This window comes from Candidatus Poriferisocius sp. (genome assembly GCF_965219775.1).
In the GTDB taxonomy this organism is placed as follows: Bacteria; Actinomycetota; Acidimicrobiia; order Acidimicrobiales; family Bin134; genus Poriferisocius.
In genome coordinates this window covers 1,019,798-1,043,605 of record NZ_OZ244793.1, presented here as the reverse complement: position 1 = coordinate 1,043,605, position 23,808 = coordinate 1,019,798, and the positions used below count along the sequence as shown (strand labels likewise).

Here is a 23,808-nt window from a genome sequence, read left to right as displayed (position 1 = left end):
AGTCAAGCAAGATGCTCTGGCCGAACCAGCCTGCATCCGATAGGAATCAAGACTCACCTATCCACATGAACTGTTACTCGAAACATCATCCAATTTGGGGCATCATCTAATGGCCGACCCTTGCCATATTTGATGAGCAAAAAACATGACCATATAACTCAAGTCTAGACAAATTCAATCCAGTCAGAGAGCCTTTTCTTCGTGGGGTACTATCTTTGGCCAGTGAGCAGCTCCAAGCTCCATTATCCAGACAAAGGTGCCAGGGGCAATATTATCCCTGCCTCGCTGCCTTTGGGCGAAGCGACTTATGGTTCTGTAGACTGTAGTATAGCCAGTAATCTGATGCCCACGGGCCTCAAATGCGCGTTGAATCTCATCCTTACGTATGGCATCAATTTCCCCATCAGATTCAACGCAGTCAACTATCCAATAGCAACTAGTCTTTTGGTCTCGCAATATGATATCTGGCCATCTACTAGAAAGGTCCAAAGGAAGGTTATAAATGTCTATATTTCTGGACCACTCGGAATCACTTCTAGTGTCAGTATCATCTATAAACACTACTTCGTATGTGGGCAGAAAGTCTGCGCAATAGGTGTTTACAGTGAGTGGCACTAGTCGTTCCTCCAGATGAGAGGCTGCCGCAGCAGCCTCAGATGAAGCTAGCCGCAGTAATCGCATCTGTTCTGATTGAATCCAAGTTTCAAATTTAGCAAAGAAGGTATCTTCGCTAGACCGCAACAAGCTTCTGAATTCATCGATGACAAAGTAGACATTGTTGGGACTCTTGGGGTGCCAATAGTTATATGTGATTGTACATTCTTTAGTATTTACATATGCAATGCCAAGTATTCCGACCTCACGGAGTGGGAGCATAATGGTATCGCGTGCCTCACGATCTATAGAAGTCTTCCCCAATTGAGGGGCAATGGCACGAAAGATCTGCTGGGTCCCTGCTCCTGCGCTGAACTTATATCCAGCAACAGCCAATGCAGAAAAAGGACTTGCTGACTCATCATCTATTAGTGCAATGATGCACTCCTCACGTTCCGCTGTGTACAGTCCTAGACGAGTCAAGATGTCTTGGATTCTTCGACGCCTATCAATTGCAGTCATAGTTCTAGCGGCTTTCTTGAAGTGAGTTCATTGAATCCCATTGAAGAAGCCAACTAGCTATTCTGCACTTTGTTTGCTGGAGAAAGTTGATATATGCTCAAAGGCTAAGTCATCAATTTCTACTTGCACCATGCCTGGTCTAGCAAGATTCCCGATTTGTATAAGAGTCTCGAGAGTAGGGTATCGCAAATTCCGCAGATCAGTTGCATTCACTTGAGTATGACCATTAAATTGCCGAAAGTACTGATCAACCGTCGTCGTGTTCAGAAATAGCGCTAATCCTCGTGCAAGTGATTCTGACAGGCCCTGACCAAAGTGGTGGAACACATTGAGGTGATTCTCAAATGCTACTGCCTCGCAAGAAAAGTCGCTCCCTGCAACAACAGTTGCTGTGACCCGACGTCGTTCTTCCTTAGAGCTGAACCGCTTTGTTAGAACATAGTACCCTGATGGCATCAACAGCCCTTCAGTTGCATCGCACCGGACAAGGGCATTTGGCTTTCGTCCATTTTCCTGCGGCCATACCACACTTCCTTCGCGAAGATGGGTTGGGTAGATGAGTGGGACCGTCTTGTAGTTGGGCTGTTGTCGTAAGTGTTCCTTCACTCTGAAGTCGACGACTGGACCTGTTGATACTTGTAAGTTGAGTTCTGGCAACCGAAGGGGCAATTGCAGGATCTGGCGTGCATATTCTGCAGATTCCTCAGTGGGCGCTATGTGGATGAATGACTCAGGATCTCTTGGGCGGATCACCTCCTCACGTGGCACTCTTCGGGCTGTGATAGGTTCGGTAACTGATTTGCTGGCGGAGATTAGAATTGACTCTGGGTGATCCCTACGAATACCATAGAATATCACATTCTCCTGTAATACGTTGCTGTCAGCAAAGGCTATGTCTCTTGAGTCTAGGAGATGAATATGATGTAACCCCATTTCCTTGAGCAAATAATTGCGGAACTCTCTGAAATATGGACCATTGGTAAAGCTACGTGGTGTTATGGCGACGATTTGACCACCTCTCTTAAGGAGCGCAATAGCAAGAGCAACAAATGCCGCATAGAGGTTGGGAACTCTTATGCCCATATCAGCCAATATCCGTCGTTCTCCTGAGGTAGAGTGAATCTTCCTATAGGGTGGATTCATTATGACAACATCAAATGATGAGGGTTGCTGGAATGCAGGAGCACCCATTTGGTTAGTAGCCCATCCCATAAAGTCATGTGGAATGATAGTGCTCGTCATATCGTGGATTTGGCTGAACTGGGTAAGAGTTTGTCTTAGAGGAAGATGAAGTCGCGGATCTGATTCGACGGCGGACACTTCTAGTGCCCCACCTCCGTCATTGTGCCAGCGAGCAGTGGCGGCTGCGGCAAGTGAACCTATTCCCGCACCGGGATCAAGAAGTCGAACTGGATTAGGAGTTACTTCGAGCATGTTGGCCATGAAGACTGCTACTTCTTCTGGGGTAAAAAATTGGCCGAGATGCGACCTCATAGTGGTGTCTTCGTTCATGCTCCACTTGAGGCGGCGCTCTTCGAGCCCGGCCAGTAATCCCGTGTTCATCTGATTCAAGCTAGCAGCTCGTTCTTCGTGATTCATGGACCCACGGTGACCATCTTGGTGCATCCTGCGATTTCAGGGGCCAGTCATGTAGGCCCCTCCTTGGGTGGTGGGTCTGATGGTAGCGCTCAGGGTCTTGCAACGGGAGGTCTTCCGGGTGAACCTGGTGTGTGTCTGGATGGGAGGGCGGGCTCCATCGGTGGTCGCGGCGGAACTGTTGCGAACACCGAAGAGCGAGGTTGCGGTGCGACCGCTCGATGTCACGCCACTAGGTGAACGCCACTGCGACATCGCCTTCAGCCTCTGGGTGTGAGCTCATGCACCGGGTGTCAGCCCGGTGGCTGGTTACCCACCCCCAAGCTGTCGGCTACTCGCCTTCGCCAAGGTCCCAGCCTACGCTGGGATAGTTCCCGGAAACGGGAGGCCGCATCGGTTCTGCTACCGGGTGGCCTCAGCCACACCGGTAAGCCCAACCGGCGCCGTTGTGGTGGCCGCCAGAGGAAGAGGGGGGCCGGGCCGCACAGCCCCAATCCTGTCTGCGTTCTGGCAAGAGCTGGCCTCACCGCCACATCCGGCCACATCCGGCAAAGCTCCCCGGAGGGGCCTCCGCCCCGGCCTGGTCCTGCTCGAACTCGACGCCCCGCTGCTTGTTCCGGTGGCCCAGTCCTGTGGTGATGATTGCTGAAATGGTACGAAATGGTGGACGTTCCGGTGGCATACTGGAGCTGTGAGCGATGATCGCGAGATGCCAGGCTCCCCTGTAGGGGAGATTGTCGGGGAGGAGGGCCGCGACCAGGGAGCGGCGGGGGATAGTGGTTTCGATTCTCGCAGGGCCCTCTCAGCTCTTGAAGCACTGACGCATGTGCAGCGCAGCCTTGCAACCATCGACTACTCGGCAATCCATGCTGCCCTGCGAGCCGCAGGGGACTGGCCTGTTTCCGAGACTATCATGGAGGTTCAGGAGAAAGTAGCCGAGAGCTTCGCCCGTTCGGTCGACTTCTCCCGCATTGCCGCGATCCACAAAGCAATTGTGGGCGAGAATATTGCCCCTCAGTTGAATGCTCTTCAGAAGCAGTTGGGGGAACCCTCCGCTAGTCTCATCAATTTCTCAGCACTAAGCGATGCAGTCTCGGCAAGATTAGCGCTCAATGACTTGACAAGCGATGCTGCGACTCTCAGAGAGCTATCTCGCGGGGTGTCTGATTCATTGGCGCGCGCAGCTGCCAGCATCGGAGAGTCTTCTAGCGAGCTAGTCGACCTGTTGGCACAGGTCTCAAAGAGGATCTCATTCGAGCTTCCCACAATCGATATCCGCAAACTCTATGTGGGCCTATCGAGTTGGCTCCCATCTAACTTAGCTACCAGAGAGGTACTTGAGATATTAGATGAGGTAGCAAGGTTAACATTCGAAGAGGGGATACCGCTTAGCTGGGTGCCACGGCCCGAACTGGTCTTGCTGCTTATCGAGGCTGACGGACCAGATACACGTATCGGAATCCTGTCCGATCATTGTGACGAGATCCTTGATGATTGTGAAAGGGCACTTGGTCCGATCACACATGAGTGGGCCTTGCAGTGCCATAGTGCCATTGCCGCGATGCGCGCCGATCTTGAGGGGCCCGCGCAATCTCACGCGTCAAATATCATCGATAGCATTATCCTCGGCCTCCATGGCAGGAATGGCCGTGAGCATGCAAAGGCAGAAGCTCAGGGCGACTTCGATGACCTCCAGCTACAGTTTGTGGCCGAGCACCTCACACTTCGCCCGTTGTTCCTCGCCTTTGCTGCCTGGTACCCCAACAGTGGCGACGACCCTCCCAATCACTTCGCACGCCACCCTACCTCTCACGCCGTCGGTCATGAAGGGGTGTTTTCCCCGTTCCAAGCCCTGGTCGCAGTGATGCTAGCCACATCGTTGACAGTCCAATACGCCTCGGAATATGCGAGCGCCGAGGGGGCTGAATCCCATTCCCTGCTGTAGTAGCAGAGAAACAGTCTCGTGGATACCAGAAATACCCGAGCGAAAGTTGCGTGGGGTGTACGTCCGGTGACCAGGCAGCGTGGACCGGAGGTTGCCTCCAGATGGAGATGGAAGTCCAAGGGTAGATGCCTCCACCGAACATGCGGTGGGCAAATTACGTTCACGTGTCAGAGCGTGCGGGTGTGGGTGCGTTGGCGAGTTCTCGGGTCCGGACAATCAAGCAAGCAGGCAATCAATCAGGACAGTGAGACGGTTTCGGGCTCTACGTGTTGATGCTGTGACGTCGGGTTCGGGGCTCTTTTGTTGGGTTCGGCTGGGTGCCGGGCCGTTCTTCGGCGCGGATTGGGGTAGCCGTGGTGGTGGTCGTTGCGGTGGGTTTTGCGGTGGCAGGTGGGGCAGAGGAGGACGAGGTTGTCGATGTTGGTGGGTCCGCCGTGTTCCCAGGGTTGGATGTGGTGGATCTCACACGCTTGGGCGGCGAGGCCGCAGTCGACGCAGGCCTGGTCCCTGGCGTACAGGGCGAGGCGTTGGGCTTGGTTGGGGGCTCGTTGGGTGCGGCCGAGGTAGAGGGGTTGGCCGTCGGTGCCGAAGATGGTGGGGAGGATGTCGGCGTCGCAGGCCAGGCGGCGGAGTTCTTCGATGTCGATGGGGGTGCCGTCGATGAGTTCGGCGTCTTGGAGCACCCCGTGGATGGGATCCCATTCGGCGGTGACCAAAAGGGTTGTCTTCTGCGGGGCTGGCCCGCAATTGGTGCCGTTGGAAGCCTCGCCGTCGGTGTCGGGGCGGTTGCCTGCGGGTTGTTGGGTGATGAGGGCGACGAGGGCATCCGCGTTGCGTTGCTCGAACGACCGTTCTTGGCCGGTCTTGCTGTCGTGGTGGAGGAGTCGGGTGTTCATGGCCGAGAGTGCGGTTTTGACGCGTTGACCGTTGATGGTGTCGAGTTCGGCGTGGAGGATGACCATGTCGTTGTCCCCGTCGAACACTTTGGCGGTGCGCCGGGCGTGTTGGCGTTCGGTGCGGGTCATCCCACCGGCGGCCATGCGTTGGTTCTCCATGGTTGCCAACGACCGGCGGAACTGGTCGAACGACTGGGTCAGGGCCAACTTGACCAGCTCGTACCCGTCACCGTCGCGAAGGGGGGCGCGTTCGTGGGAGGCGGCGATCAACTCGGCGTGGTCCATGGTGATGAACCCATCGCGGGCGGCATCCAACACATCCGGCAGTGACCGCAACCCCTTGGCTGTCTTGGCCTGACGCTTGGCCTTGCGGGAAGCCAAACCGAACTGTTGGCAGACCGCTTCCACGGTTTCGTCGCCGGCGAGTTCGCCTAGCCGGACCAACAACCCGGCCAGGTGCGCTTCGATCTGGCGGCGGACCGTGTCGGTTTCCAACACCCTCTTGATCACCCCAGGGGCATCCAACTCCGAATAATCCTGCAACTCGAACTCGGCAACCATCGCCGCCACCGCATCCCGCACCCGGCCCGGCGGGCCAGCAGTTGTGCTGTCAGAAGATCCAAACTCCATGCATGAAAGTATACCGGGGCGGGTGACAACATCCCCCCAAAATTAGGGAATAAAATCGAGGCAATAGGGTGGAAAGCCTACTTCATCTTTGAGGAAGAGGGGTCCATAAAGGGGGCTGTGTCCAGGCATTGAAACAGGTTCCGTCCGCTGTTGTGGTTAGGCTGGACCTCAGCCGTCGATGATGGCGATAGGGGTGCCGATGGTGATTTCGTCGTCCACGGCCACCAACTGTTCGACCAGGGTTCCCGACACCGGTGAGGGCACGTCGGCGTCCACTTTGTCGGTTTCCACCTCGAGTAGTTCGTCGCCGACAGCCACGGTGTCCCCTACTTCGGCCAGCCACTGCAGGATGACCACCTCCTCGGTGGTGTCGCCCATCTTGGGAAGCTTGACGGTGTAACGCACGAGGGGTTGCTCTAAGGGGCGAGCACGTGGGCGAACATGGCGTCGACGGACGCCGGTGGGCTGGCCACGGCGGCTTCCACGGCGGCGTCGATGCGCTGCGTCACCGCCGCCTCCACGGCCTCGGGGCCGTCGCTGCTCAGCAACCCCTCCTTCACGAGGCGGCGGCCATAGGTGACGATGGGATCCCTCTCGTACCACCGCTCGTACTCCCCTTCGGGTCGGTAGGGGGCGGTGTCGGCCCGGGAGTGGCCGGCGTATCGGTAGGTCTTCAGCTCGACCAGGGTGGGCCCGCCACCACTGCGGGCCCGCTCCACAGCATCGGCCACCGCAGCGGTGGCCGCGTCGGGATCCTGCCCGTCGGCGATCTCACCAGGGATGGCGTAGGCTGCGGCCCGGACGGCGATGTCGGCCACCGGGGTGGTGAGGTCGATGCGGCTGTACTCGCCGTACTGATTGTTCTCACAGACGAAGACCACCGGCAGCTTCCAAATGGCGGCCAGGTTCAGGGCCTCGTGGAAGGCGCCGATGTTGGTGGAACCGTCGCCGAAGACGGCTACTGCGGCATCGTCGGTTTGGCGCACTTGGGCGGTGAGAGCGGCCCCGACCGCCACCGGGATCCCGGCACCCACGATGGCGAAGGTGGGCAGCAACCCGATGTCGGGGTCGCTCAGGTGCATGGACCCACCCACGCCCCCGATCGAGCCCGCTTGGCGGCCCAGCACTTCGGCCAACAGGTCGAGGGGGGTCAGGCCCAGGGCCAGGGCCACGCCGTGCCCGCGGTAAGTGCAGGTCACCGTGTCGCTTCGGCGGGTGGCGGCGGCCACGGACACAGCCACTGCTTCCTGACCGAGACACAGATGGGTGGTGCCGTGGACCAGACCCTCATCGAAGAGCGCCTGAATCTTGTGCTCCAGCGCTCGGATCTCCACCATGCGGTCGTAGCGGGCCAGACGGTCTTGCTGCACCTGCTCCCGACGCTCGACTCGCTCAGCCGGTGTGCTCATGGGTTGCTCCTTCGAGGTCTCATGCTCATGCCGTAACACGGCCTTCCCACCAGGGAGGCGGTACTTGCCCGGAATCCAGCAGCCGGAACACTTGCTCGCCGATGTAGGTCGGTGACGGCATGTACCGTTCTTCCAGTTCCTTGCCGAAGGGCACGGGCACATCAGGGGCGGTGATGCGCAGCGGCGGGGCCTCAAGATCGTCGAACACCTCGGCCACCACCGCGGCGACGATGTCGGCCCCCCAACCACCGGTAAGGGGATTCTCCTCCACGGTGACGAGCCGACCGGTTCGAGCCACCGACGCACACACCGCGTCACGGTCCCAGGGTTGGAGAGACTGCAGGTCGATCACATCGGCCGACCAAGGGGCCGCCTCCGCGGCCTCCAGGGCCGCGCCCACCATGGAGCCCAGGGCCACCACGGTGGCGTCGCCTCCTTCGGCCACCCGGCGGGCGACACCCAGCGGGAGGATGCCCTCCTCCCCGGTGGTCACCGGCTCACGACGGGCGTACAGCCGTCGGGGCTCGAGCACCACGGTGGGGTTGTCGTCGCGAATGGCGGCTCTCATCAGCCCGTAGGCGTTGGCCGGCCCCGAGGCCACCGCCAGCCTGAGCCCCGGTGTGCCCAGCACCCAGCTCTCCAGTGTCTGCGAGTGCTGCGTTCCGAAGCCCAGGCCCGCCCCCACCGATGCCCGAACGGTGAGCGGCACCGTGACCCGGCCCCCTGACAGGTAGTGGAACTTGGCCCCTTCGGTGGAGAGTTGATCCAACGCGACTCCGAGGAACTCAACGAACATGATCTCCACCACCGGCCGCAGCCCGGTGGCTGCCGCGCCGACTGCCGCGCCCAGGAATCCCATCTCGGAAATGGGCGTGTCCCGCACCCGCAGCGGTCCGAACTCCTCCAACAGGCCCTCCGACGTCTTGAACGGGCCTTCGGCCACCGCCACGTCCTCGCCCAACACGATGACGTCGGGGTTGGCCCGCATCTCGTCGGCTATGGCCACCGATATGGCCTGGTTCATTCTCATACGGGGCACAAAGGGCTCCCTTCCCAATGGCGGACTCTTGAGCGGTTGACTTCCGGAGGCGTGACGGTGCGGGACATCAGCAAGACGGAGAGCCGGAGGAGTTGGTGTTCAGGACTGGACCTGGGCGATGGTACCGGTGGTGGCGCTGCGCACGGCGGCCTCCACGATCTCCACGGTGCGGGCCCCGAGTTCGGCAGGGGAGTGGTTGGGCACGTCACGACCTGCGGTGAGGTCGACCAGGGTGTTGGGCGGGCCATCGCACAAGTACAGGCCGGCGCTGGGGGGCAACTCCACCTTCAGGTCGAGCCCGTCGTTGCGGTACAGCCACAGGAAGTCGCGCTCCAGGTCGACGATCAATTGGCCCTCCGATCCGTAGAGGCGCAGCTGGAGTTGGTGCCGGGGCCAGGGCTCGTCGGGGGCGTCGATGGCGTTGGCCGGACCGGGGCAACTGGCCCCGCTGATCGATCCGGTGGCCCCCGAGGTGTAGCGCACGGAGATGGCGTCATGGAGGTCGACCGCCGTGCCCATGTTGTTCATGAAGGCGAACACCTGTTGGGCCCGGATGTCGGTCAGCCACATGGCCAGGCCCATGGCGTGGGAAATCTGGGCGGGGGCGTACCCGCCACCGGACATGGCCGGATCGGTCCAGGTGTCGGCTTCCGGCGCGAAGCCCTCGGCCGACCCCTCGTAACCGCCACCCCCGGTGGAGGTGAGCAACTCACGGGTTCCCGACGCCATGGCCACCATGACGTGTTCGACCTGGCCCACTCCGCCCTCTTGGTCCATCAGCCGCTTGGCCTCCTGGGCCAGCGGTCCGTAGTTCCAGCCGAACGACAACAGCAGGTGGCGGCCCAGCCGATCGGCGGTGTGGTGTAAGTCCCAGGCGTGGGCCGGATCCACGGTGAAGGGCTTCTCGCACAGCACGTTGGCACCGGCCTCCATGGCCGCCTTGGCGTGTTCGTGGTGCATCCCGGAGGGACTGGCCACCACCACTGCGTCCAGGCCCTGCTCGAGGGCGTCCCGGTAGTCTTCGCTGAGGTGGGTGAAACCGAATCGACTGCCGATGGCCTCCAGCGCCTCGCGTCCCTTGCGGACCGCCGATACCAGCTCCACGTCGTCTCGTTGGGCCAGGACGGGGATGTGGTTGCTGACCGCCCATGACCCGGCGCCGATCACTCCGACCCGGACGTTCCTGCTCGCCACAGCCGCACCTCCCCGTGCTCCGGTAACGTTTCCAAGCGTAGGAAGCACACGTCGGGCGCGCAAACAAGTGAAGGCGGCGGGGAGCAGGCGATATGGCGAACACGGAGACACAAGAACAGCAGGAACCGGCCGGGCGCAGGGGAGTGGCCGACCGCACGGCGGTGGTGACCGGAGGTGGACGGGGTATCGGTCGAGCCATCGCTGAGGTGCTGGTGGCCGACGGAGCCCGGGTGGCCATCTTCGACATCGAGGTGCCGAAGGAGCCGGTCCGGCCCGACCAGGGGGCCAACACCTTGTTCGTGGAATGTGATGTGACCGACGAGCAGTCGGTGGACGCCGCGTATTCCCGGGTGGAATCGGTCTGGGGTGGGGTGGACATCCTGGTGAACAACGCCGGGATCTTCGCCCTGGAACCGTTGGAGGAGACTTCGTTGGAGTCGTGGAACCGGATGATCGCCGTGAATCTCACCGGGAGCTTCCTGTGCAGTCGGCGGGCGCTGCCCCATATGCGTCGGCAGGGTTGGGGGCGCATCATTTGCATGGGGTCGAGCGCGGGAAAGACCGGCGGGGCCAAGGACTGCGCCGCTTACGGCGCGGCGAAGGCCGGGGTGATGACGTTGGCCAAGGCCATCGCCGGCAGCTACGCCCAATGGGGCATCACCGCCAATGCCCTGGCGCCGGCCCTGATCGAGACCGACATGGTGGCCGGAATCGCCGACCTGGCCGACCAGATTCCCGTGGGGCGCCTGGGGCAGCCCGCCGACGTGGCCCAGGCCGTGCGGTTCCTGGCCGGCGAGGAGGCGGGCTATATCACCGGCGAGGTGATGGACGTGAACGGCGGCTTTCTCATCGATTGAGCTCGGTCGAGTCGCCGCTGAGGCTCGGCGCGCCGTTGCTCACCTGCGGGTGGAGGGCGCTGGAAACGTTTCGCGGCCGGCGGTAGGTTGCTCCTATGGAACGAGCATGCTTCACCTTCGAGATCTATCCCGATGCGGCCGATGAGTACAAGAAGCGCCATGACGAAATCTGGCCCGAGTTGGTGGAGGCCATCCAGGACGCCGGGTTGAAGAACTACACCCTGTTTCGGCGGGGCACCCAGATCATGGCCTACGTGGAATGCCACCCCGACGTGGAGACCGCGTTCGCCAAGATCGGCGAGACCGAGGTCAACGCCCGCTGGGCCAAGTGGTTCGAGGAAGTGATCGTGAGCCTGGCCGACGAGGACGGCAACCTCTACTGGGCCGACGAAGTGTGGCACCTGGACTGATCAGTCCCCACCTGAGCGCCGGCCTCACTGGGACCCGACCTCAGCAGACGGCGTTGATCAGCTCCATGCAGGCGTCCACCAGGATGCGCTCGCTCTCGGGGGCGATCTGCTCAACGAGCCCGTAGGAGTGGTGGGCGTAGTCGCATTCGTAGCCGCCGTCGGGGTATTCGGCCGCCGCGGGCAGGTAGGTCAACACCCCGTTGGCGTAGCCCGCGAACAGCGTGGTGGCCGCCCCTGACCGCTGTTTCACCTGGAGCGCCAATTCCGAGAAAGCCTCACCGGGCATGGTGGCGATCACGGTGTCACCGATCCGCAGGGCCTGCACGAAGGCCGGTACCTCACACGCCGCCTCGCCCTCACGTAACTGTTCGAGGGCATCCTCAGCCCAGTTCAGGTGGTATTCGATGGGGTTGAGCGTGACCTGGTCGGCTCCGTCGGCCTCCGCGCGGTCCAGGTGGTCCCGGTAGCCGTCCCGCTCGGCCTCAAGGTCGGCAACGGTGGGCAGGGGCTTGAGCGGGAGGTGCACGATACGGCCCGCGGCCCGCAGTTCCTGGGTCGGCTGCGGATCAAGGGCCACCTGTCGGTGCAACACGATGGGGGTGACCGAGCCGTAGTCGATCCGCTCCAGCCGGTGTTCGATGGGCGACAAACCATCCAGCACGTGGAGCACCTCCACCCCCAACTTGCGGCCGAAGTCGACCTCGGGGCCGCTGTGGTCGAAGAAGCCCTGCAGCGGCAAGATGTTGCCGCACGCACCCTGGAGGAACAGACAGGTGGCCCCGGTCACCTGTTCGACCAGAGCACGCATGGGTCCGGGAAAGTCGGGGTTGACGGCGGCGTCCTCGGGGCCGACCACCACCGGGTGGCAGGCGAAGTTGACCACCACGGCCAGCGTCGACCCGTCCAGCCGGTCGATCCTCATCACCCCCACGTCGCGGTCCACCGGCTTGTTCGGATTCCAGCCCAGTATCACCCGCCCTTCGGCGTTCTTCTCCCGCCGGTTGACGGCCAGGTCGAACGTCCCCGTACCCCCGGCGATCCGCACCGGCTCCAGGTGCCGGCCGGCCGAGACGGCCACCTGCCGGAGCCTCTGGGGGAACTCCTCGATGAAGGCCAGTTCGGTTTCCGACCGTTCCCGTTGTCGCCCGCCGATCTTGATGCCACCCTCGTGGGTCATGGGGCCGGCATGGGTGTGGCTCACATTGATGAGCACGTGGTCGGCCGGCGTGCCGATGTCGGTGCCGATCTCGGCCCGCAGCCGATCGGCGTCGGCCGGGAGCAGAAAGGCCACATCGGCGGCCAGGATGGCAATGCGGGCCTCGGGCGAGTCCAGAACCAGGGCGGTGGCGGTGAGGGGCGCCCGGACCTCGGTGGCGGGCGCGACCCGTCGGGAGTAGCCCACCAAGTCGATGGGCAGCGACGGAGTGATGTCGACTCGGGCGATTCCAGCGCTGACCATGCTGGCATTGTGTCAGAATCTCCGGCCATAGAATCGTTTCCAGGCAGTTCCCGACAGGGCCGGGGACAAGGACAGAGGAGAAGGGCGCGCATGCCCGAGGCGAAAATCGGCTTGCTCTCGGTGTACTTCGGGCTGTTCGACGACGCCATGCCCGCCGGTTTCCGCCAGAGTCGTGAGCGTTTCGCCGATGAAGTGCGCCGGCGGCTGGCCGACCACGGCGAGGTGGTGGCGCTCCCTTTGGTGGACGGACCGGAGCGGGCTGCCGAAGCGGGGGCGGTGTTGGCTGCCGCATCGGTGGATGTCGTGATGTTCGCTCCGACCATGGCGGCGCCTCCGGCCTGGATGGAGCGAGTTCTGGAAGGCCAGGAAGCCCCACTGGTGGTGTTGTGCGCCCAGGAGACCGGGTCGGTGCCCGACGATTACGACACCGAGGCCGCCACCGCTCGAAGCCTGCCGGTGGGCGTGGTGATGGCCACCAACGTGTTGGTACGCCGGGGTCGGCCGTTCTCGTCCGTGGTGGGGGAGTGGGGGTCACCGGAGTTGGAGGCCTCACTGGACCGGGCCCTGCGGGCCGCCATCGCGGTGGCGACGCTGAGGTCCAAGCCCTTGCTCCAAGTTGGGGAGCCCATGGACGGCTACGGCGATGTGGTGGCCACCGAAGACGAACTGGCCCGGCTGGGGGTGCGCACCGTGCCCATCGCCGCCGAGGAGCTGGCGGTCGCCTTCCAGGAAGTGTCGCCTGAGCGGCTTGGGGCGGTGGTCGATGAGGTTCGCTCCGACGCCGACACCGACGCGGCTGCGGTTGCCGATGAAGTCCTGTCCCGGTCGTGCCGGCTGAGCGCAGCCCTGGAATCGCTGTGCGATGCCCGCCAGGTGTGCGGCGGCACGGTGAACTGCCACGGGCCGATGTTGCGCTGGAATCCCGACGTGGGCATCACCGCCTGCTTGGGGGTGACCCGGCTGAGCGCGCGGGGAATGCCCTTCTCGTGTACCGGCGACATCGTGACCGCCATCGCACTGGTGTTGGGCAAGGCCATTGCCGGCGCAGCACTGTACTGCGAGCTCTACCAGATGGATATCGGGGGCGACTGGATGCTGGTGGCCAACGGTGGGGAAGGCGATCCAGCGGCGCGGGCTCCGGGGGCGCCGCTGCGCCTTCTTCCCGAGGATCACTACCGGGGCCAACACGGCCCCGGTGTGGCCGCTGCCTTCGAATTGTCCGAAGGTCCGGCCACGTTGACCAGCCTGACCCCGGTGGCCTCGGCTGTGGGGGGTTGGCGCATGGTAGTGGCCGAGGGGCAGATCGTGGGCTCCCGCCATCATCGGATGGAGGGGCCCAATGCCATGTTCCGGTTCTCGGGCGCCCCGGTGGCCGATGCCTACCGGGACTGGTGCCGGGCAGGGGCAACCCACCACGCCGCCCTGCTGCCGGGTTACCGGGCCGAGGAGATCGGTTGCGCCGCCGAACTGCTGGGTATCGAGTGGACTGCCGTGTAGGGGTGACAAGGCTGCTTCGGCTGGGTTGTTCCCGCCTCGGTCGCCGCAGTAGCTGGAGAGAGGACTCGTTTGTCGGGGCGGTCAAATGACCGTGCAGCCCACACGGGCGAAATTGGCCATGGCGGCCACCGCCGATCCCAGGTGGCCGGGCGAAATGGCGCTGTGGTGGTTGACCCCGGCCGCCGCCCATCGGGTCCAGGCTTCGGTCACGGGCTCGTGGGAGAACCGGAACATGCCCCCGACGGTGGGATTGTCCGGCAGCTCCCGACCGGTGATGTGCCCCTCGGCCACCACGAAGCCGAACCCCGACGGATGGTCGGGCTGGTGGGCGAAGCCGATCATTGATGCCGGGCCCGCGGGCAGCTCGAATCGAATCCGGTACCCGGTGCGCTCATCGGCGGCGAACCACGGGTTGGGCCCCAACGACGGCGTCCGGTCGGCGGGGCACCAACCCAGGTCGTGTTCACCGGAGTTGGCCACCGCCACCTCTCCGGTCGCAAAGTCGATGGCCTCCACCTCGTGATACAGCGCAGCCCCGGAGAGCTGCTTGCCCACCAGTAGGGCCACCGCGGTGAGCACATCACCGGTGCAACTCCACGGCACCCCGCGGGTGGTTTCGCACCCCAACCCGTAGCACGGGGTGAGCCCGGGGTCGGGGCCGAAGCGGATCTCGGGCACGTGGCAGTTCATGGCCCCGGCCGCGAAACCCCCGGCACGGTCCAGGGCCTCCAAAGCAGCGGCCAGCCGAAGGGAGCGATCCAGGTTCTCGGTTGGATCCGGGGGCGGCTCCTGTTGGTAACCGGCGGCCGTTCGGCGTTGCCGGGCCAGTTCTTCGTCGCTCACTGCGTCGTAACGCTGCTTCAGCTCCAAAGGGGACAAGGCCACCACCTCCAGACCCAGGGCCCGGGCCAGTTCCTCGTCGTCGGCGTCGACGCAGGCGTAGCCGACCATCGGTCGGCCCACCCGAGCCAGGCGGGACCCGACCAGGCGGCCGGCCACCGCACCCGCACGCAGCCGGGAGGCGACCGCACTGGCGGCCTGGTCGTCGTGGGGGGCCGACACCACCAGCTCGAAGGGGCGCTCTAGGCGATGCAGCACGTTGGTGAGCATGGGAGTTCCCACGGTTGCGCCCAGCGAGGTGATGTGGCCCGCACTGAAGTCGGCGGGAATCACGGCGGCGTCCTGCAACGCCCAGATCACCACCGGCTGGGCCATGTGGTCGAGCACGGCCAGGGCATGGGAGGGGGGTGCTGCCATGGTTTGGACCACCAGCAGGACGTCAGGGTCGTGCCCCGCGGCCTCGGTGGCCCATTGTCGACCCTGGTCGGGGTCGGCGACAAGACTGCGTTCCGGCTGTGTGTGCCCCACCACCTCCACACCATGATCCTGCAGCCGATCGACCACCGACTGCAGCAATTCCCGGCGCCGTGAGCGCAAGCCGGGTCCGACGCTGGGCTCCCAAAATGTCCAGTAGGGAGCGAAGACTGCGACTCGGGGCGTGACGGCTCGGGGATGGTCGCCCTGGTCGGGGTTGGGTATAGTCACGTCTGGAAACGTTACCAACAAGGGGGCCGAGGAATGTCCGAAACCAGGATCGAATTCTCGGAGGTACTGGGTCGCCGGGTGCGGCTCGGCTCCTGGGAAGACCAGAAGATCTCCACCTACCGCAAGATAGCCGAGAGCATTTCTTCGGGCGACTGGGAGACCGCTGCCGACTTGGCCGACTACTTCACCGACGAGGCCAACGTCTGCTTCAGCCTCTACCGCCAGTGGATCAACGACCTCCGGGGCTTCCTCCGGGATGGGGGGGCCACCCCCGAAGAGGTGGCAGCCATCGACGCCGATGTGCAGTCCAAACTCACCTGCCCCGACGGTCGAGCCTGGAACCCCCATCGCCACTGGGACCAGTACCGGTCGGAGCAACGAAAACTGCTGGCCTACATCTATCGGGAGCAGGCCGAAGAGGCCCTGGAATGGCTGGCCGCCATGAAGGAGACCTGGCGCCAAACCCACGATCGTGATGTGGACCACACCTACGGCCTCATGTCGGTCATCCAGGAGCGACACGGGGCTCAGGGCATTGCCGACATGTATCAACGGGTGCTCGTTCCCTTGTTCTCCTGGCGGTACAACAAATTCGACATCGATCAGCACCCCTGGGACGAGGGGCTGGAGACCCTGATGTTGGTGGCCTGCGAGGCCATGCGAGGCCATCTGGTGGGTCCTGAGCGGACCGGCGATTTCGAGCTGACCGAGACCGACGACCGGTTCATCCTGCGGTTCGACCCCTGCGGGTCGGGACAGCGCATCGTGAGGGGGGACTGGATCGAAGAGACCCCGGCCCGAATGGAGCCCCCCTACAACTGGGACGTGGCCACCGAGGAAGCCTCCTGGAACCACTTCACCAAAGGAGTTTGCCTCTACTGCGCCCACTGCATCGTGCTGATGGAGGAGTTGCCCATCGACCGGTTCGGCTATCCGGTTCGGGTTATCGACCCGCCGGTGTACCCCGACACCAATCGGGATCCCGAGGTGCGCCAGCAGTGCCAGTGGTCGATGTTCAAGGATCCCACCGCCGTGCCCGAGGAGTATTACGTGCGGGTGGGCCGCACCAAGCCCGACCGCTTCGGTTCCAGCCATTTCGATGCCCCTGAGCTGCCTGACGCCGGCGCGCTGGGGATGCCCGGCACGGGCTGAGGCAGTCGTGCAGGCCGCCGAGCTGCGAGGCTACGGGCAGCCCCTGGAGTTGGTCGAGCGGGAACCCATCCAGCCCGGCCCCGGCCAAGTGGTGGTGGAGGTACGCGCCTGCGGGGTGTGTGGCAGCGACGTGTTTCTGCGCAAGGGTGGCTTCGACTCAACGCTGCCCATCGTGCCCGGCCACGAAGCCTCCGGGGTGGTGGCCCGCCTCGGCCCTGACGTGAATGATGTGCAGGTGGGCACCCCGGTGGCTGTCTACTACATCGAGCACTGCGGGCACTGCGAGATGTGTTCTGTCGGGCGGGTGAACATGTGCCTGTCGGTGCGGCGCATGGGCGTGGAGTACGACGGGGCGTTCGCCGACGAGGTGCTGGTGCCCGCCCGCAACGTCATTGCCGTGGAGCCGGAAGATGATCTCGCCGCGGTGGCGGTGCTGACCGACGCGGTGGCCACCCCGTATCACGCACTGGTCAGGGTGGGGAAAGTCGAAGCGGGTATGACCGTGGTGGTGCTGGGGGTGGGGGGGATCGGCTCGAATGCCGTGCAGGTGGCCGCCCTCCTCGGCTGTGATGTGGTTGCCGTGAGCCGTTCCCCGGCCAAGCTGGACCTGGCCGAGCGGCTCGGCGCCCGGGCGGTGGTATCGGCCGCCGACGGCGAACAGGAGATGCTGGAGGGAATCAAGCGGGCCTGCGGTCCGGCCGGACCCCAAGTGGTGGTGCAAACGGTGGGTTCGGCCGACGTGGACACCCAGGCCATCAAGGCGGTGGGCATCGGGGGGATGGTGCTTCTGATCGGTTCCAGCGTGGATGCGTTCTCGGTCCGGGCGGTGGACCTCATCTGGAAGGAGGCCTCGGTTCACGGTTCTCGGGGATTCGTGCCCGACGACATCCGCGAGGTCCTGGACTTTTATCGATCCGGGCACTTGCCTGTTGACCATTTGCTGGGCCGACAGCGCCCGCTGTCGGAGGCCAACGCCGCCCTCGACGACCTCGAAGCGGGCCGGGTGCTGCGATCGGTGCTCGTGCCCTAGTTGATGGGCCTCCAACCGGAGGCTGCGGAGAACTCAGGAGCTGCTGAGTCGCACCCGGAGTCGGTCGAAGGAGACGGCGATCACGAGCAGAGCACCCTGGCTGAACTCGATCCAGAACGTGGGGACGTCGGTCTGAATGAGACCGTTCTCCAGCACGTTCAGCACCAGCAGGGCCAAGAACGTGCCGATGATCGAGCCACGACCGCCGGACAGGCTGGCCCCGCCCAAGATGATGGCGGTCACCACGGTCAGCTCGAAGCCGGCGCCGCTGTTGGTGGCGGCGCTGCCCACCTGGGAAACCCGGATGAGCCCGGCCATGGCGGTGGCCAGCGCGCTGATGACGAAGGCGATGAACAGCACCCGTTCGGTGCGAATGCCGGCCAGACGAGCGGCATGGGGATTGGCGCCGACGGCGTAGACCGAACGGCCGTAGACGGTGTACTTGAGGAGCAGGTGACAGGCGATGGTCACCCCGAGAAAGATGTAGACCGGGGTGGGTATGTCGAACAGGGGTCGGCTCACCCCGAGATCGCCGAAGCCGTTCAATCGGATGGTTTGGCCGTCGCCCAGCACCTTGGTCAATCCCCGGAACATGGCCAGGCCGCCCAGGGTGACGATGAGGGAGTTCAGACCGATCTTGGTGACCGTGAAGCCGTTGAACATCCCGATGAGCAGGGCGATCCCGATGGTGATGAGGAGGGCCAGAGCGATGCCGACGCCGAAACCGTAAGGGGTGGTGGTTGCGTCGGTGGCGGTGGTGGCCACCGCCATGGTCATGCCCAGCAGTCCGGCCACCGAGCCCACCGACAGGTCGACTTGTCCGCCGATGAGCAAGATGGTGGCCGGCATGGCGATGATGCCGATCACCGCGGAGTTCTGGGCGATGTTGACGAAGTTGTCGAAATCGAAGAAGTACTGGGAGGCGAGCGAGAAATAGAGAATCAGTGCGGCGAGCACGAACAACAGCGCGGCCGACTCGGGCAGCGACACCACCGCTCGGGTGAGCAGCCCTTGACCGGCGTCCGGTGCCGCCTGGCTGTGATCGCCACTCGATTCTTCAGTGGTCGTGGGGGTCTCGTCCATCTCAGCCTCCGGCGTGGGTCAACAGCGAGTTCATATTGATGTCGTCTCCCTCCAGCGCCGCGGTGATACGCCCCTTGGCCACCACCGACGCCCGGTCGGCCACCGCGATCACTTCCTCGTAGTCGGAGGTGACGATCAAGATCGCCGCGCCCTGTGCGGCCAGGTCCCGGAGCACGCGATAGAGGTCGGCTCGGGCGCCCACGTCGACCCCCCGGGTGGGCTCGAGCATAACCAGGGCGTTGGCCTCCCGTTCCAGCCAGCGCGACACCAGCACCTTTTGTTGGTTGCCCCCCGAGAGCTCCTCCATTGGCTGGGAGGCCTGCCCGCTGCTCCGGATGGCAAGCCGACCGAGCCACCGGTTGAAGGCCTGCTGCTCCACGTCGGCGTTGAGGATGCCCCGAGTGGCCAGTCGTGGCCATGAGGCTACGGCCACGTTCTCCCCCACGGGACGGGAGGCGAAGGCCCCGCCCACCTTGCGATCTTCGCTCAGAAAGCCGATGCCGTGGTTCACGGCGTCCACCGGTCCGGCCAGGTCGGCCACCTGGCCCCCGATCTCCAGTGTTCCTTCTGTGATGGGTTCCAGGCCGAACGCGCTGCGCCCGATTTCCAGTGCCCCCGAGCCGAGCTTTCCGAACAGGGCCACCACCTCGCCCGCACCGACGTGCAGGTTGACGTCGGCGAAGTTCGGGGGTGACGACGCCCCGGTCCACCGCAAGGCGACATCACCATCGGGGCCGCCGGTCGAATCGGGCCGACCGGTGCCCAGGTCGTGACGACCCACCATGGCAGCCACCAGTTGCGGGCGATCCACCGACTCAGTCGCCTCCAACAGGGCGACCTCCCCGTCGCGCAACACCTGTACTCGGTCCGACAAGGCGAACACCTCGTCCAGCCGGTGGGTGATGTAGACGATGGCCTGGCCCTGGTCGCGAAGACGACGAATCCGGTCGAACAGCACGTCGGCCTCATGCTGGGACAGCGCCGCGGTGGGCTCATCCAGAATGAGAACCCGGGCATCGCTGGAGAGCGCCCGGGCGATCTCCACGAACTGACGCTCACCCACCGTCAGGGTCGATATCTCGGCTTCAACGTCGATGTCGGCTTCGAGGGATTCCAGGATGGCCCGGGCCCGGCGATTCATTTCTCGCCAACTGACGATGCCCCGCCGGTGCGGAATGCGACCCAGTGAGATGTTCTCGGCCACGGTCAGGGTGGGGGCGTCGTTGAACTCCTGGGCGATCATGGAGATACCCGCCGCCCGGGATTCGATGGGCGTCAGCGTGGGGTGGGCCTCGTCGTCGATGATCACCGTGCCCGCGTTGGGCCGGTAGTCGCCCACGATGATCTTCACCAGCGTGGACTTGCCGGCGCCGTTCTCGCCGAGCAGGGCCAGCACCGATCCCGAACGGGCCTCCAGGTCGACACCCTTCAGCACTTCGACCCCGCCGAAGGATTTTCGGATACCGGCGGTGGCCACCACCGTGGTCGTGGCCACCGCAGTTCCGGAGGTACTCATGACAGGAAGGAGTTCCTCAGCGACCCGTTGGGCAATCGAAACTGCCCTTGGCGGATCAGCCGCAGTCCGTCACCTCGTAGATGCTTTCGATGTTCTCGGAGTTGATGATGATGTGTTCGGTGAACAGATTCTCCGCCACTTCCTCGCCGTCCAAAATGGCCTGGGCGGCGGGAATGAGGATTTCGCCGTACCGCTCGGGGAAGTAGGCGGTGGAGGCCACGTAGTTCGGGTTGTCGCGGATGTCGCACCAGATGCTCGGGTCCGTGCCCTGCCCCGAGTAGTAGAGGTCGCCTTCACGGCCGAGGGTTCGGGCCGCGGCCAAGGCCCCGATGATGCCGTCTTCGTTGATGGCCACCACCACGATCCGCTCGCCGGGCAGAGCGGGCAGCAGGTCGGTCATCTGCTCGAGGGCGGTGTCGGTGCGGTCGGCCCCGTCCATCACCCGGGCGTTGACCAGCGGGCAGTGCTGGGTGAAGCCGGAGCGGTACCCGCCCATGCGGGCCTGATTGGCGGCGCCGGCCGCCGTCGACTCCAACGACACGTAGGCGTCGTATTCGCAGTCGAAGTTCTCCTTGATGAACGCCCCGATGGCCGAGCCGGCCAGTTCGCCGGCCCCTTGATTGTCGGCCCCCATGAAGGCCACTTCACAGGGATCCTGCACAATGTCGATGGCGATGGTGGGTACGTTGTCGTAGGCCGCGCAGATTTCGGGACTCGACTCCTGGAACACCTGGAAGTTCAACACCACGTCAACGTCGCGCTGTCCCATGAGCTGGGCGCACTCCAGGGCTTTGGCCGGGTCGATCTCGGAGTCGCAGACCACCAGATTGAGACCGGCGGCGTCGGCTTCCCGCTGCACCGAGTCGGAAACCAGCTTGACGAACGGAACGGAATCCCCCAGCGAGATGTAGCCGATCACGGCTTCGTCATCGTCGTCACCTCCGCACGCAGTGACTGCGGTGGCCAACAGCATCAGGGCCGCCAGAAGGGCCAGCACCAGCTTCAGGCTCTTGGTCATTGTCTTCTCCTCCCCGCATCCGCCGAAGCACGGCTAGAAACGTTTCCAGGGGAGAAATTACCCACGCCTTCACCAAGGCGCAACTTTCTCTCTCCCTACGCTCGGGGAGGCAGTTCGCCGGGGGTCGGGGGTCAGTCTTGTTTGGTCTTGCCTTTGGCCTTTTGGGCCTTCTTCCAGGCGCGGACCTCGGCGAGGGCGTCGGGGCCGTCGATGTCGGCCACCGAGCGGGGGGTGGCGTCGGCGAAGGGGCCTGCGGCGGCTTCCCAGCCGGCCGGGGTCACGTTGAAGCGCTTGGCCAGCACCGCCAGGAAGATCTTGGCCTTCTCGTCCCCGTAACCGGGGAGGCCCTTCAGCCGCTCCAGCAGCTCCTCACCGGTGGCGGCGTCGGCCCACACCCGACCGGCATCGCCGTCGTAGTGCTCCACGATGTAGCGGGCCAGCTCCTGGGCTCGGCGGGCCATTGATCCGGGGAACCGGTGCAGGGCGGGCTTCTCCTTGAAGGCGGCCTCGGCCTTGTCGGGGTCCAGCACGGCCAGGCGCTCAGCGGAGAAGTCGTCGGGAATGCGCTCCTTCAGTCGCAACGGCGACTTGAACGCCCACTCCATGGGGATTTGCTGGTCGAGCATCATGGCCAACAGCAGGGCGAAGGGGTCGTCGATGAGGAGTTGGTCGGCGTTCGGATCGCCGGTTACGGCAAGTGTTCCCATCGGGCCATCGTACTGCCGTTCGCCCAAATCGTCATCGGCAACGGGGCACTGACGGGGCACTACTGACGGGCCACTATCGTGGTGGGGTGGCTCGGGTGCCGGTGGGGATTATGGTGAGGTTGCTGGGCAGGCCCGGCCTCTGGGCCACAGCCGTGCGGCTGGGGTGGCGGTTGCGGGGGTTTCCCGACCCGGCCTACGTGCGGTTCCGCATGGTCACCATGTACGGCGATGGCGACCACGACGCCCGGGCCGACGATCTGATCACGTACCTGCAGTGGTGCCGATCGTGGGAGCGGGCGAAGCAATTGTGAGACCACCGGCCCTTCCTCCGGTAGAGGGCCATGACAGTGGGCAACGGTTGGCCAAGCAGTAAACCGCACCAAGTCGGCCGGTCGGTTCACTATGGTTTCTGCCATGAGCCGGGCGCTGGTGCTGAACGCCTCCTTCGAACCACTGAGCGTGGTGTCCCCCCGGCGCGCCGTGATTCTGGTCATGGGGGACAAGGCCGAGGTGGTACTGGAGTCGGGTGATCGGATCCGCTCCGAGCGCCTGGACGTGCCGGTGCCCTCGGTAGTGCGCCTGCGCTACTTCGTGAAGGTGCCCTTCTTCCGCACCGGTGGCCTGAGCCGCCGAGGGGTGTTCGCCCGCGACGGCTACCGCTGTCAGTACTGCGGTCGCCACGCCGACTCGATCGACCACGTCCGGCCCCGCAGTCGGGGAGGGGCCCACTCCTGGGACAACGTGGTGGCCGCCTGCCGCCGGTGCAACATGAACAAGCGCGACCGCCTGCTGTCGGAGACCCCGATGCGGTTGCTGCGCCCCCCGGCGGAGCCGCCACGGTCGGCCTGGGTGGCATCGGCGGTCGGCCACGTGCCCTCCGACTGGCTGCCCTACCTGGACCCGAGCGCCGAATCGATTGCCCAAACCGCCTGAACCCACGGCAACACGTGAGGCCACGGCGGGGGCCGGTCCTCAGCACGGCGGGTGGGCGGTCCGCCGCCTGTCGGGAACGGTAGGGGAGTTGCACGCCCGCACCCCGGATCCCGACGCCGGCCGAGAGGTGTGGCTCATGACACCCCTCGACGCCGCCGTGGTGCTGGGGTCGACCCAGCCGGAGACGGTGGCCGCCGGCCCGGCGACCGGTACCACGACCGAGTCCGCGAGCGGCGGCCCGGCCGACGGTGACCCTGCCGACACTTCGGGCATCTCCATTGTGCGACGCCGGAGCGGCGGGGGCGCGGTGCTGGTGACCCCCGGTGACTGCGTGTGGGTCGACGTGATCGTCGGCCGGGGCGACCCGCTGTGGGACGACGACGTGAACCGGGCGTCGTGGTGGCTGGGTCGGGCCTGGGCCGACGCCTTGGCCTCCCTGGGCGTCGGCCCGGCGCAGGTGGTCCAACGCTTCGAGCCCGGCCCGTGGGGGCGGCTGGTCTGCTTCGCCGGCCGGGGGCCGGGGGAGGTCACCGTCGGGGGGGCCAAAGTGGTGGGCGTCACCCAGCGCCGTACCCGGACCACGGCCCGGTTCCAAACACTCCTTTACCGTCGGTGGGCGCCCGAGACGCTGCTGAAGCGTCTGGTAGTGCCGTCCCACCGGGTCGAGGAACTCCGAGGTGCCCTGGCCCGTGCGGCTCGCCCGGTTGCGGCTCGCCCCGAGCACCTCCACGCCGCCCTTCTGGCGGCAATGCCTCAGTAGTACCGCCCGAGCAGGC

Annotated in this window: 22 protein-coding genes; 9 read left to right on the top strand and 13 right to left on the bottom strand. The window is 64.3% G+C overall.

Annotated elements, in window-relative coordinates; translation table 11 throughout:
• Nucleotides 1–183: 183 nt before the first annotated feature.
• Together ACOQPQ_RS04760 and ACOQPQ_RS04755 are read right to left on the bottom strand one after the other, a co-directional pair.
• Nucleotides 184–1,116: a BsuBI/PstI family type II restriction endonuclease gene (locus tag ACOQPQ_RS04760; protein ID WP_420638301.1), complete on the bottom strand. Its 933-nt coding sequence runs from the start codon at nt 1,114–1,116 to the stop codon at nt 184–186.
• Nucleotides 1,117–1,173: 57 nt separating this feature from the next.
• Complete coding sequence (locus tag ACOQPQ_RS04755; RefSeq protein ID WP_420638300.1) at nt 1,174–2,715, bottom strand: Eco57I restriction-modification methylase domain-containing protein; 1,542 nt, start codon at nt 2,713–2,715, stop codon at nt 1,174–1,176.
• A gap of 688 nt (nt 2,716–3,403) precedes the next feature.
• On the opposite strand from ACOQPQ_RS04755, the gene ACOQPQ_RS04750 reads away from it, so the two are divergent.
• Nucleotides 3,404–4,657: a hypothetical protein gene (locus ACOQPQ_RS04750; RefSeq protein WP_420638299.1), complete on the top strand. Its 1,254-nt coding sequence runs from the start codon at nt 3,404–3,406 to the stop codon at nt 4,655–4,657.
• A 236-nt stretch (nt 4,658–4,893) separates the two neighbouring features.
• Here the strand turns inward: ACOQPQ_RS04750 and ACOQPQ_RS04745 are convergent, their stop codons facing one another.
• The 5 genes from ACOQPQ_RS04745 to ACOQPQ_RS04725 form a co-directional block, all read right to left on the bottom strand.
• Nucleotides 4,894–6,183 carry a DUF222 domain-containing protein gene (locus ACOQPQ_RS04745; RefSeq protein WP_420638298.1) on the bottom strand — a complete coding sequence of 430 codons (1,290 nt, stop codon included), beginning with the start codon at nt 6,181–6,183 and terminating at the stop codon, nt 4,894–4,896.
• Between the two features lie 168 nt (nt 6,184–6,351).
• A complete protein-coding gene (locus ACOQPQ_RS04740) occupies nt 6,352–6,588 on the bottom strand; it encodes a biotin/lipoyl-containing protein (protein ID WP_420638297.1) in 237 nt (78 codons plus the stop codon).
• An 11-nt stretch (nt 6,589–6,599) separates the two neighbouring features.
• The gene (locus ACOQPQ_RS04735; RefSeq protein WP_420638296.1) at nt 6,600–7,592 is read right to left on the bottom strand and encodes a thiamine pyrophosphate-dependent dehydrogenase E1 component subunit alpha; all 993 of its coding nucleotides are present in this window, start codon (nt 7,590–7,592) and stop codon (nt 6,600–6,602) included.
• A gap of 25 nt (nt 7,593–7,617) precedes the next feature.
• On the bottom strand, nt 7,618–8,622 hold the full coding sequence (locus ACOQPQ_RS04730; protein WP_420640355.1) for an alpha-ketoacid dehydrogenase subunit beta: 1,005 nt from the start codon (nt 8,620–8,622) through the stop codon (nt 7,618–7,620).
• 108 nt (nt 8,623–8,730) lie between these two features.
• Nucleotides 8,731–9,825 (bottom strand): Gfo/Idh/MocA family protein, encoded by a 1,095-nt coding sequence (locus ACOQPQ_RS04725; protein WP_420638295.1) that lies wholly within the window; start codon nt 9,823–9,825, stop codon nt 8,731–8,733.
• Nucleotides 9,826–9,917: 92 nt separating this feature from the next.
• Between ACOQPQ_RS04725 and ACOQPQ_RS04720 the strand changes: the two genes are divergently transcribed.
• Entirely contained in the window at nt 9,918–10,682 is a 765-nt protein-coding gene (locus ACOQPQ_RS04720) for an SDR family NAD(P)-dependent oxidoreductase (protein WP_420638294.1), read from the top strand.
• A gap of 95 nt (nt 10,683–10,777) precedes the next feature.
• The gene (locus ACOQPQ_RS04715; RefSeq protein WP_420638293.1) at nt 10,778–11,092 is read left to right on the top strand and encodes an L-rhamnose mutarotase; all 315 of its coding nucleotides are present in this window, start codon (nt 10,778–10,780) and stop codon (nt 11,090–11,092) included.
• A gap of 40 nt (nt 11,093–11,132) precedes the next feature.
• Here ACOQPQ_RS04715 and ACOQPQ_RS04710 read toward each other — a convergent pair whose 3' ends face one another.
• Nucleotides 11,133–12,551, bottom strand: a complete 1,419-nt coding sequence (locus tag ACOQPQ_RS04710) for a hypothetical protein (RefSeq protein ID WP_420638292.1) — start codon at nt 12,549–12,551, stop codon at nt 11,133–11,135.
• 90 nt (nt 12,552–12,641) lie between these two features.
• Here ACOQPQ_RS04710 and ACOQPQ_RS04705 point away from each other — a divergent pair, with 90 nt between their 5' ends.
• Entirely contained in the window at nt 12,642–14,048 is a 1,407-nt protein-coding gene (locus ACOQPQ_RS04705) for a hypothetical protein (RefSeq protein ID WP_420638291.1), read from the top strand.
• Nucleotides 14,049–14,129: 81 nt separating this feature from the next.
• Here ACOQPQ_RS04705 and ACOQPQ_RS04700 read toward each other — a convergent pair whose 3' ends face one another.
• On the bottom strand, nt 14,130–15,593 hold the full coding sequence (locus tag ACOQPQ_RS04700; protein WP_420638290.1) for a hypothetical protein: 1,464 nt from the start codon (nt 15,591–15,593) through the stop codon (nt 14,130–14,132).
• Between the two features lie 33 nt (nt 15,594–15,626).
• On the opposite strand from ACOQPQ_RS04700, the gene ACOQPQ_RS04695 reads away from it, so the two are divergent.
• Nucleotides 15,627–16,745 carry a hypothetical protein gene (locus tag ACOQPQ_RS04695; RefSeq protein WP_420638289.1) on the top strand — a complete coding sequence of 373 codons (1,119 nt, stop codon included), beginning with the start codon at nt 15,627–15,629 and terminating at the stop codon, nt 16,743–16,745.
• 7 nt (nt 16,746–16,752) lie between these two features.
• Nucleotides 16,753–17,775, top strand: coding sequence for an alcohol dehydrogenase catalytic domain-containing protein (locus ACOQPQ_RS04690; RefSeq protein WP_420638288.1), 1,023 nt, complete (start codon nt 16,753–16,755; stop codon nt 17,773–17,775).
• Between the two features lie 33 nt (nt 17,776–17,808).
• Here the strand turns inward: ACOQPQ_RS04690 and ACOQPQ_RS04685 are convergent, their stop codons facing one another.
• From ACOQPQ_RS04685 to ACOQPQ_RS04670, 4 genes are all read right to left on the bottom strand, one after another.
• Nucleotides 17,809–18,858 carry an ABC transporter permease gene (locus tag ACOQPQ_RS04685; RefSeq protein ID WP_420638287.1) on the bottom strand — a complete coding sequence of 350 codons (1,050 nt, stop codon included), beginning with the start codon at nt 18,856–18,858 and terminating at the stop codon, nt 17,809–17,811.
• A 1-nt stretch (nt 18,859) separates the two neighbouring features.
• Nucleotides 18,860–20,374, bottom strand: a complete 1,515-nt coding sequence (locus tag ACOQPQ_RS04680) for a sugar ABC transporter ATP-binding protein (RefSeq protein WP_420638286.1) — start codon at nt 20,372–20,374, stop codon at nt 18,860–18,862.
• 55 nt (nt 20,375–20,429) lie between these two features.
• A complete protein-coding gene (locus ACOQPQ_RS04675; protein ID WP_420638285.1) occupies nt 20,430–21,392 on the bottom strand; it encodes a sugar ABC transporter substrate-binding protein in 963 nt (320 codons plus the stop codon).
• Nucleotides 21,393–21,523: 131 nt separating this feature from the next.
• Nucleotides 21,524–22,099 carry an HhH-GPD-type base excision DNA repair protein gene (locus tag ACOQPQ_RS04670; protein WP_420638284.1) on the bottom strand — a complete coding sequence of 192 codons (576 nt, stop codon included), beginning with the start codon at nt 22,097–22,099 and terminating at the stop codon, nt 21,524–21,526.
• A gap of 86 nt (nt 22,100–22,185) precedes the next feature.
• On the opposite strand from ACOQPQ_RS04670, the gene ACOQPQ_RS04665 reads away from it, so the two are divergent.
• The 3 genes from ACOQPQ_RS04665 (at nt 22,186) to ACOQPQ_RS04655 (ending at nt 23,792) form a co-directional block, all read left to right on the top strand.
• The gene (locus ACOQPQ_RS04665; RefSeq protein ID WP_420638283.1) at nt 22,186–22,410 is read left to right on the top strand and encodes a hypothetical protein; all 225 of its coding nucleotides are present in this window, start codon (nt 22,186–22,188) and stop codon (nt 22,408–22,410) included.
• A gap of 103 nt (nt 22,411–22,513) precedes the next feature.
• Nucleotides 22,514–23,032, top strand: a complete 519-nt coding sequence (locus ACOQPQ_RS04660) for an HNH endonuclease (RefSeq protein WP_420638282.1) — start codon at nt 22,514–22,516, stop codon at nt 23,030–23,032.
• The gene (locus tag ACOQPQ_RS04655) at nt 23,016–23,792 is read left to right on the top strand and encodes a lipoyl protein ligase domain-containing protein (RefSeq protein WP_420638281.1); all 777 of its coding nucleotides are present in this window, start codon (nt 23,016–23,018) and stop codon (nt 23,790–23,792) included. The genes ACOQPQ_RS04660 and ACOQPQ_RS04655 overlap by 17 nt, the downstream gene beginning before the upstream one ends.
• Nucleotides 23,793–23,808: the final 16 nt, after the last annotated feature.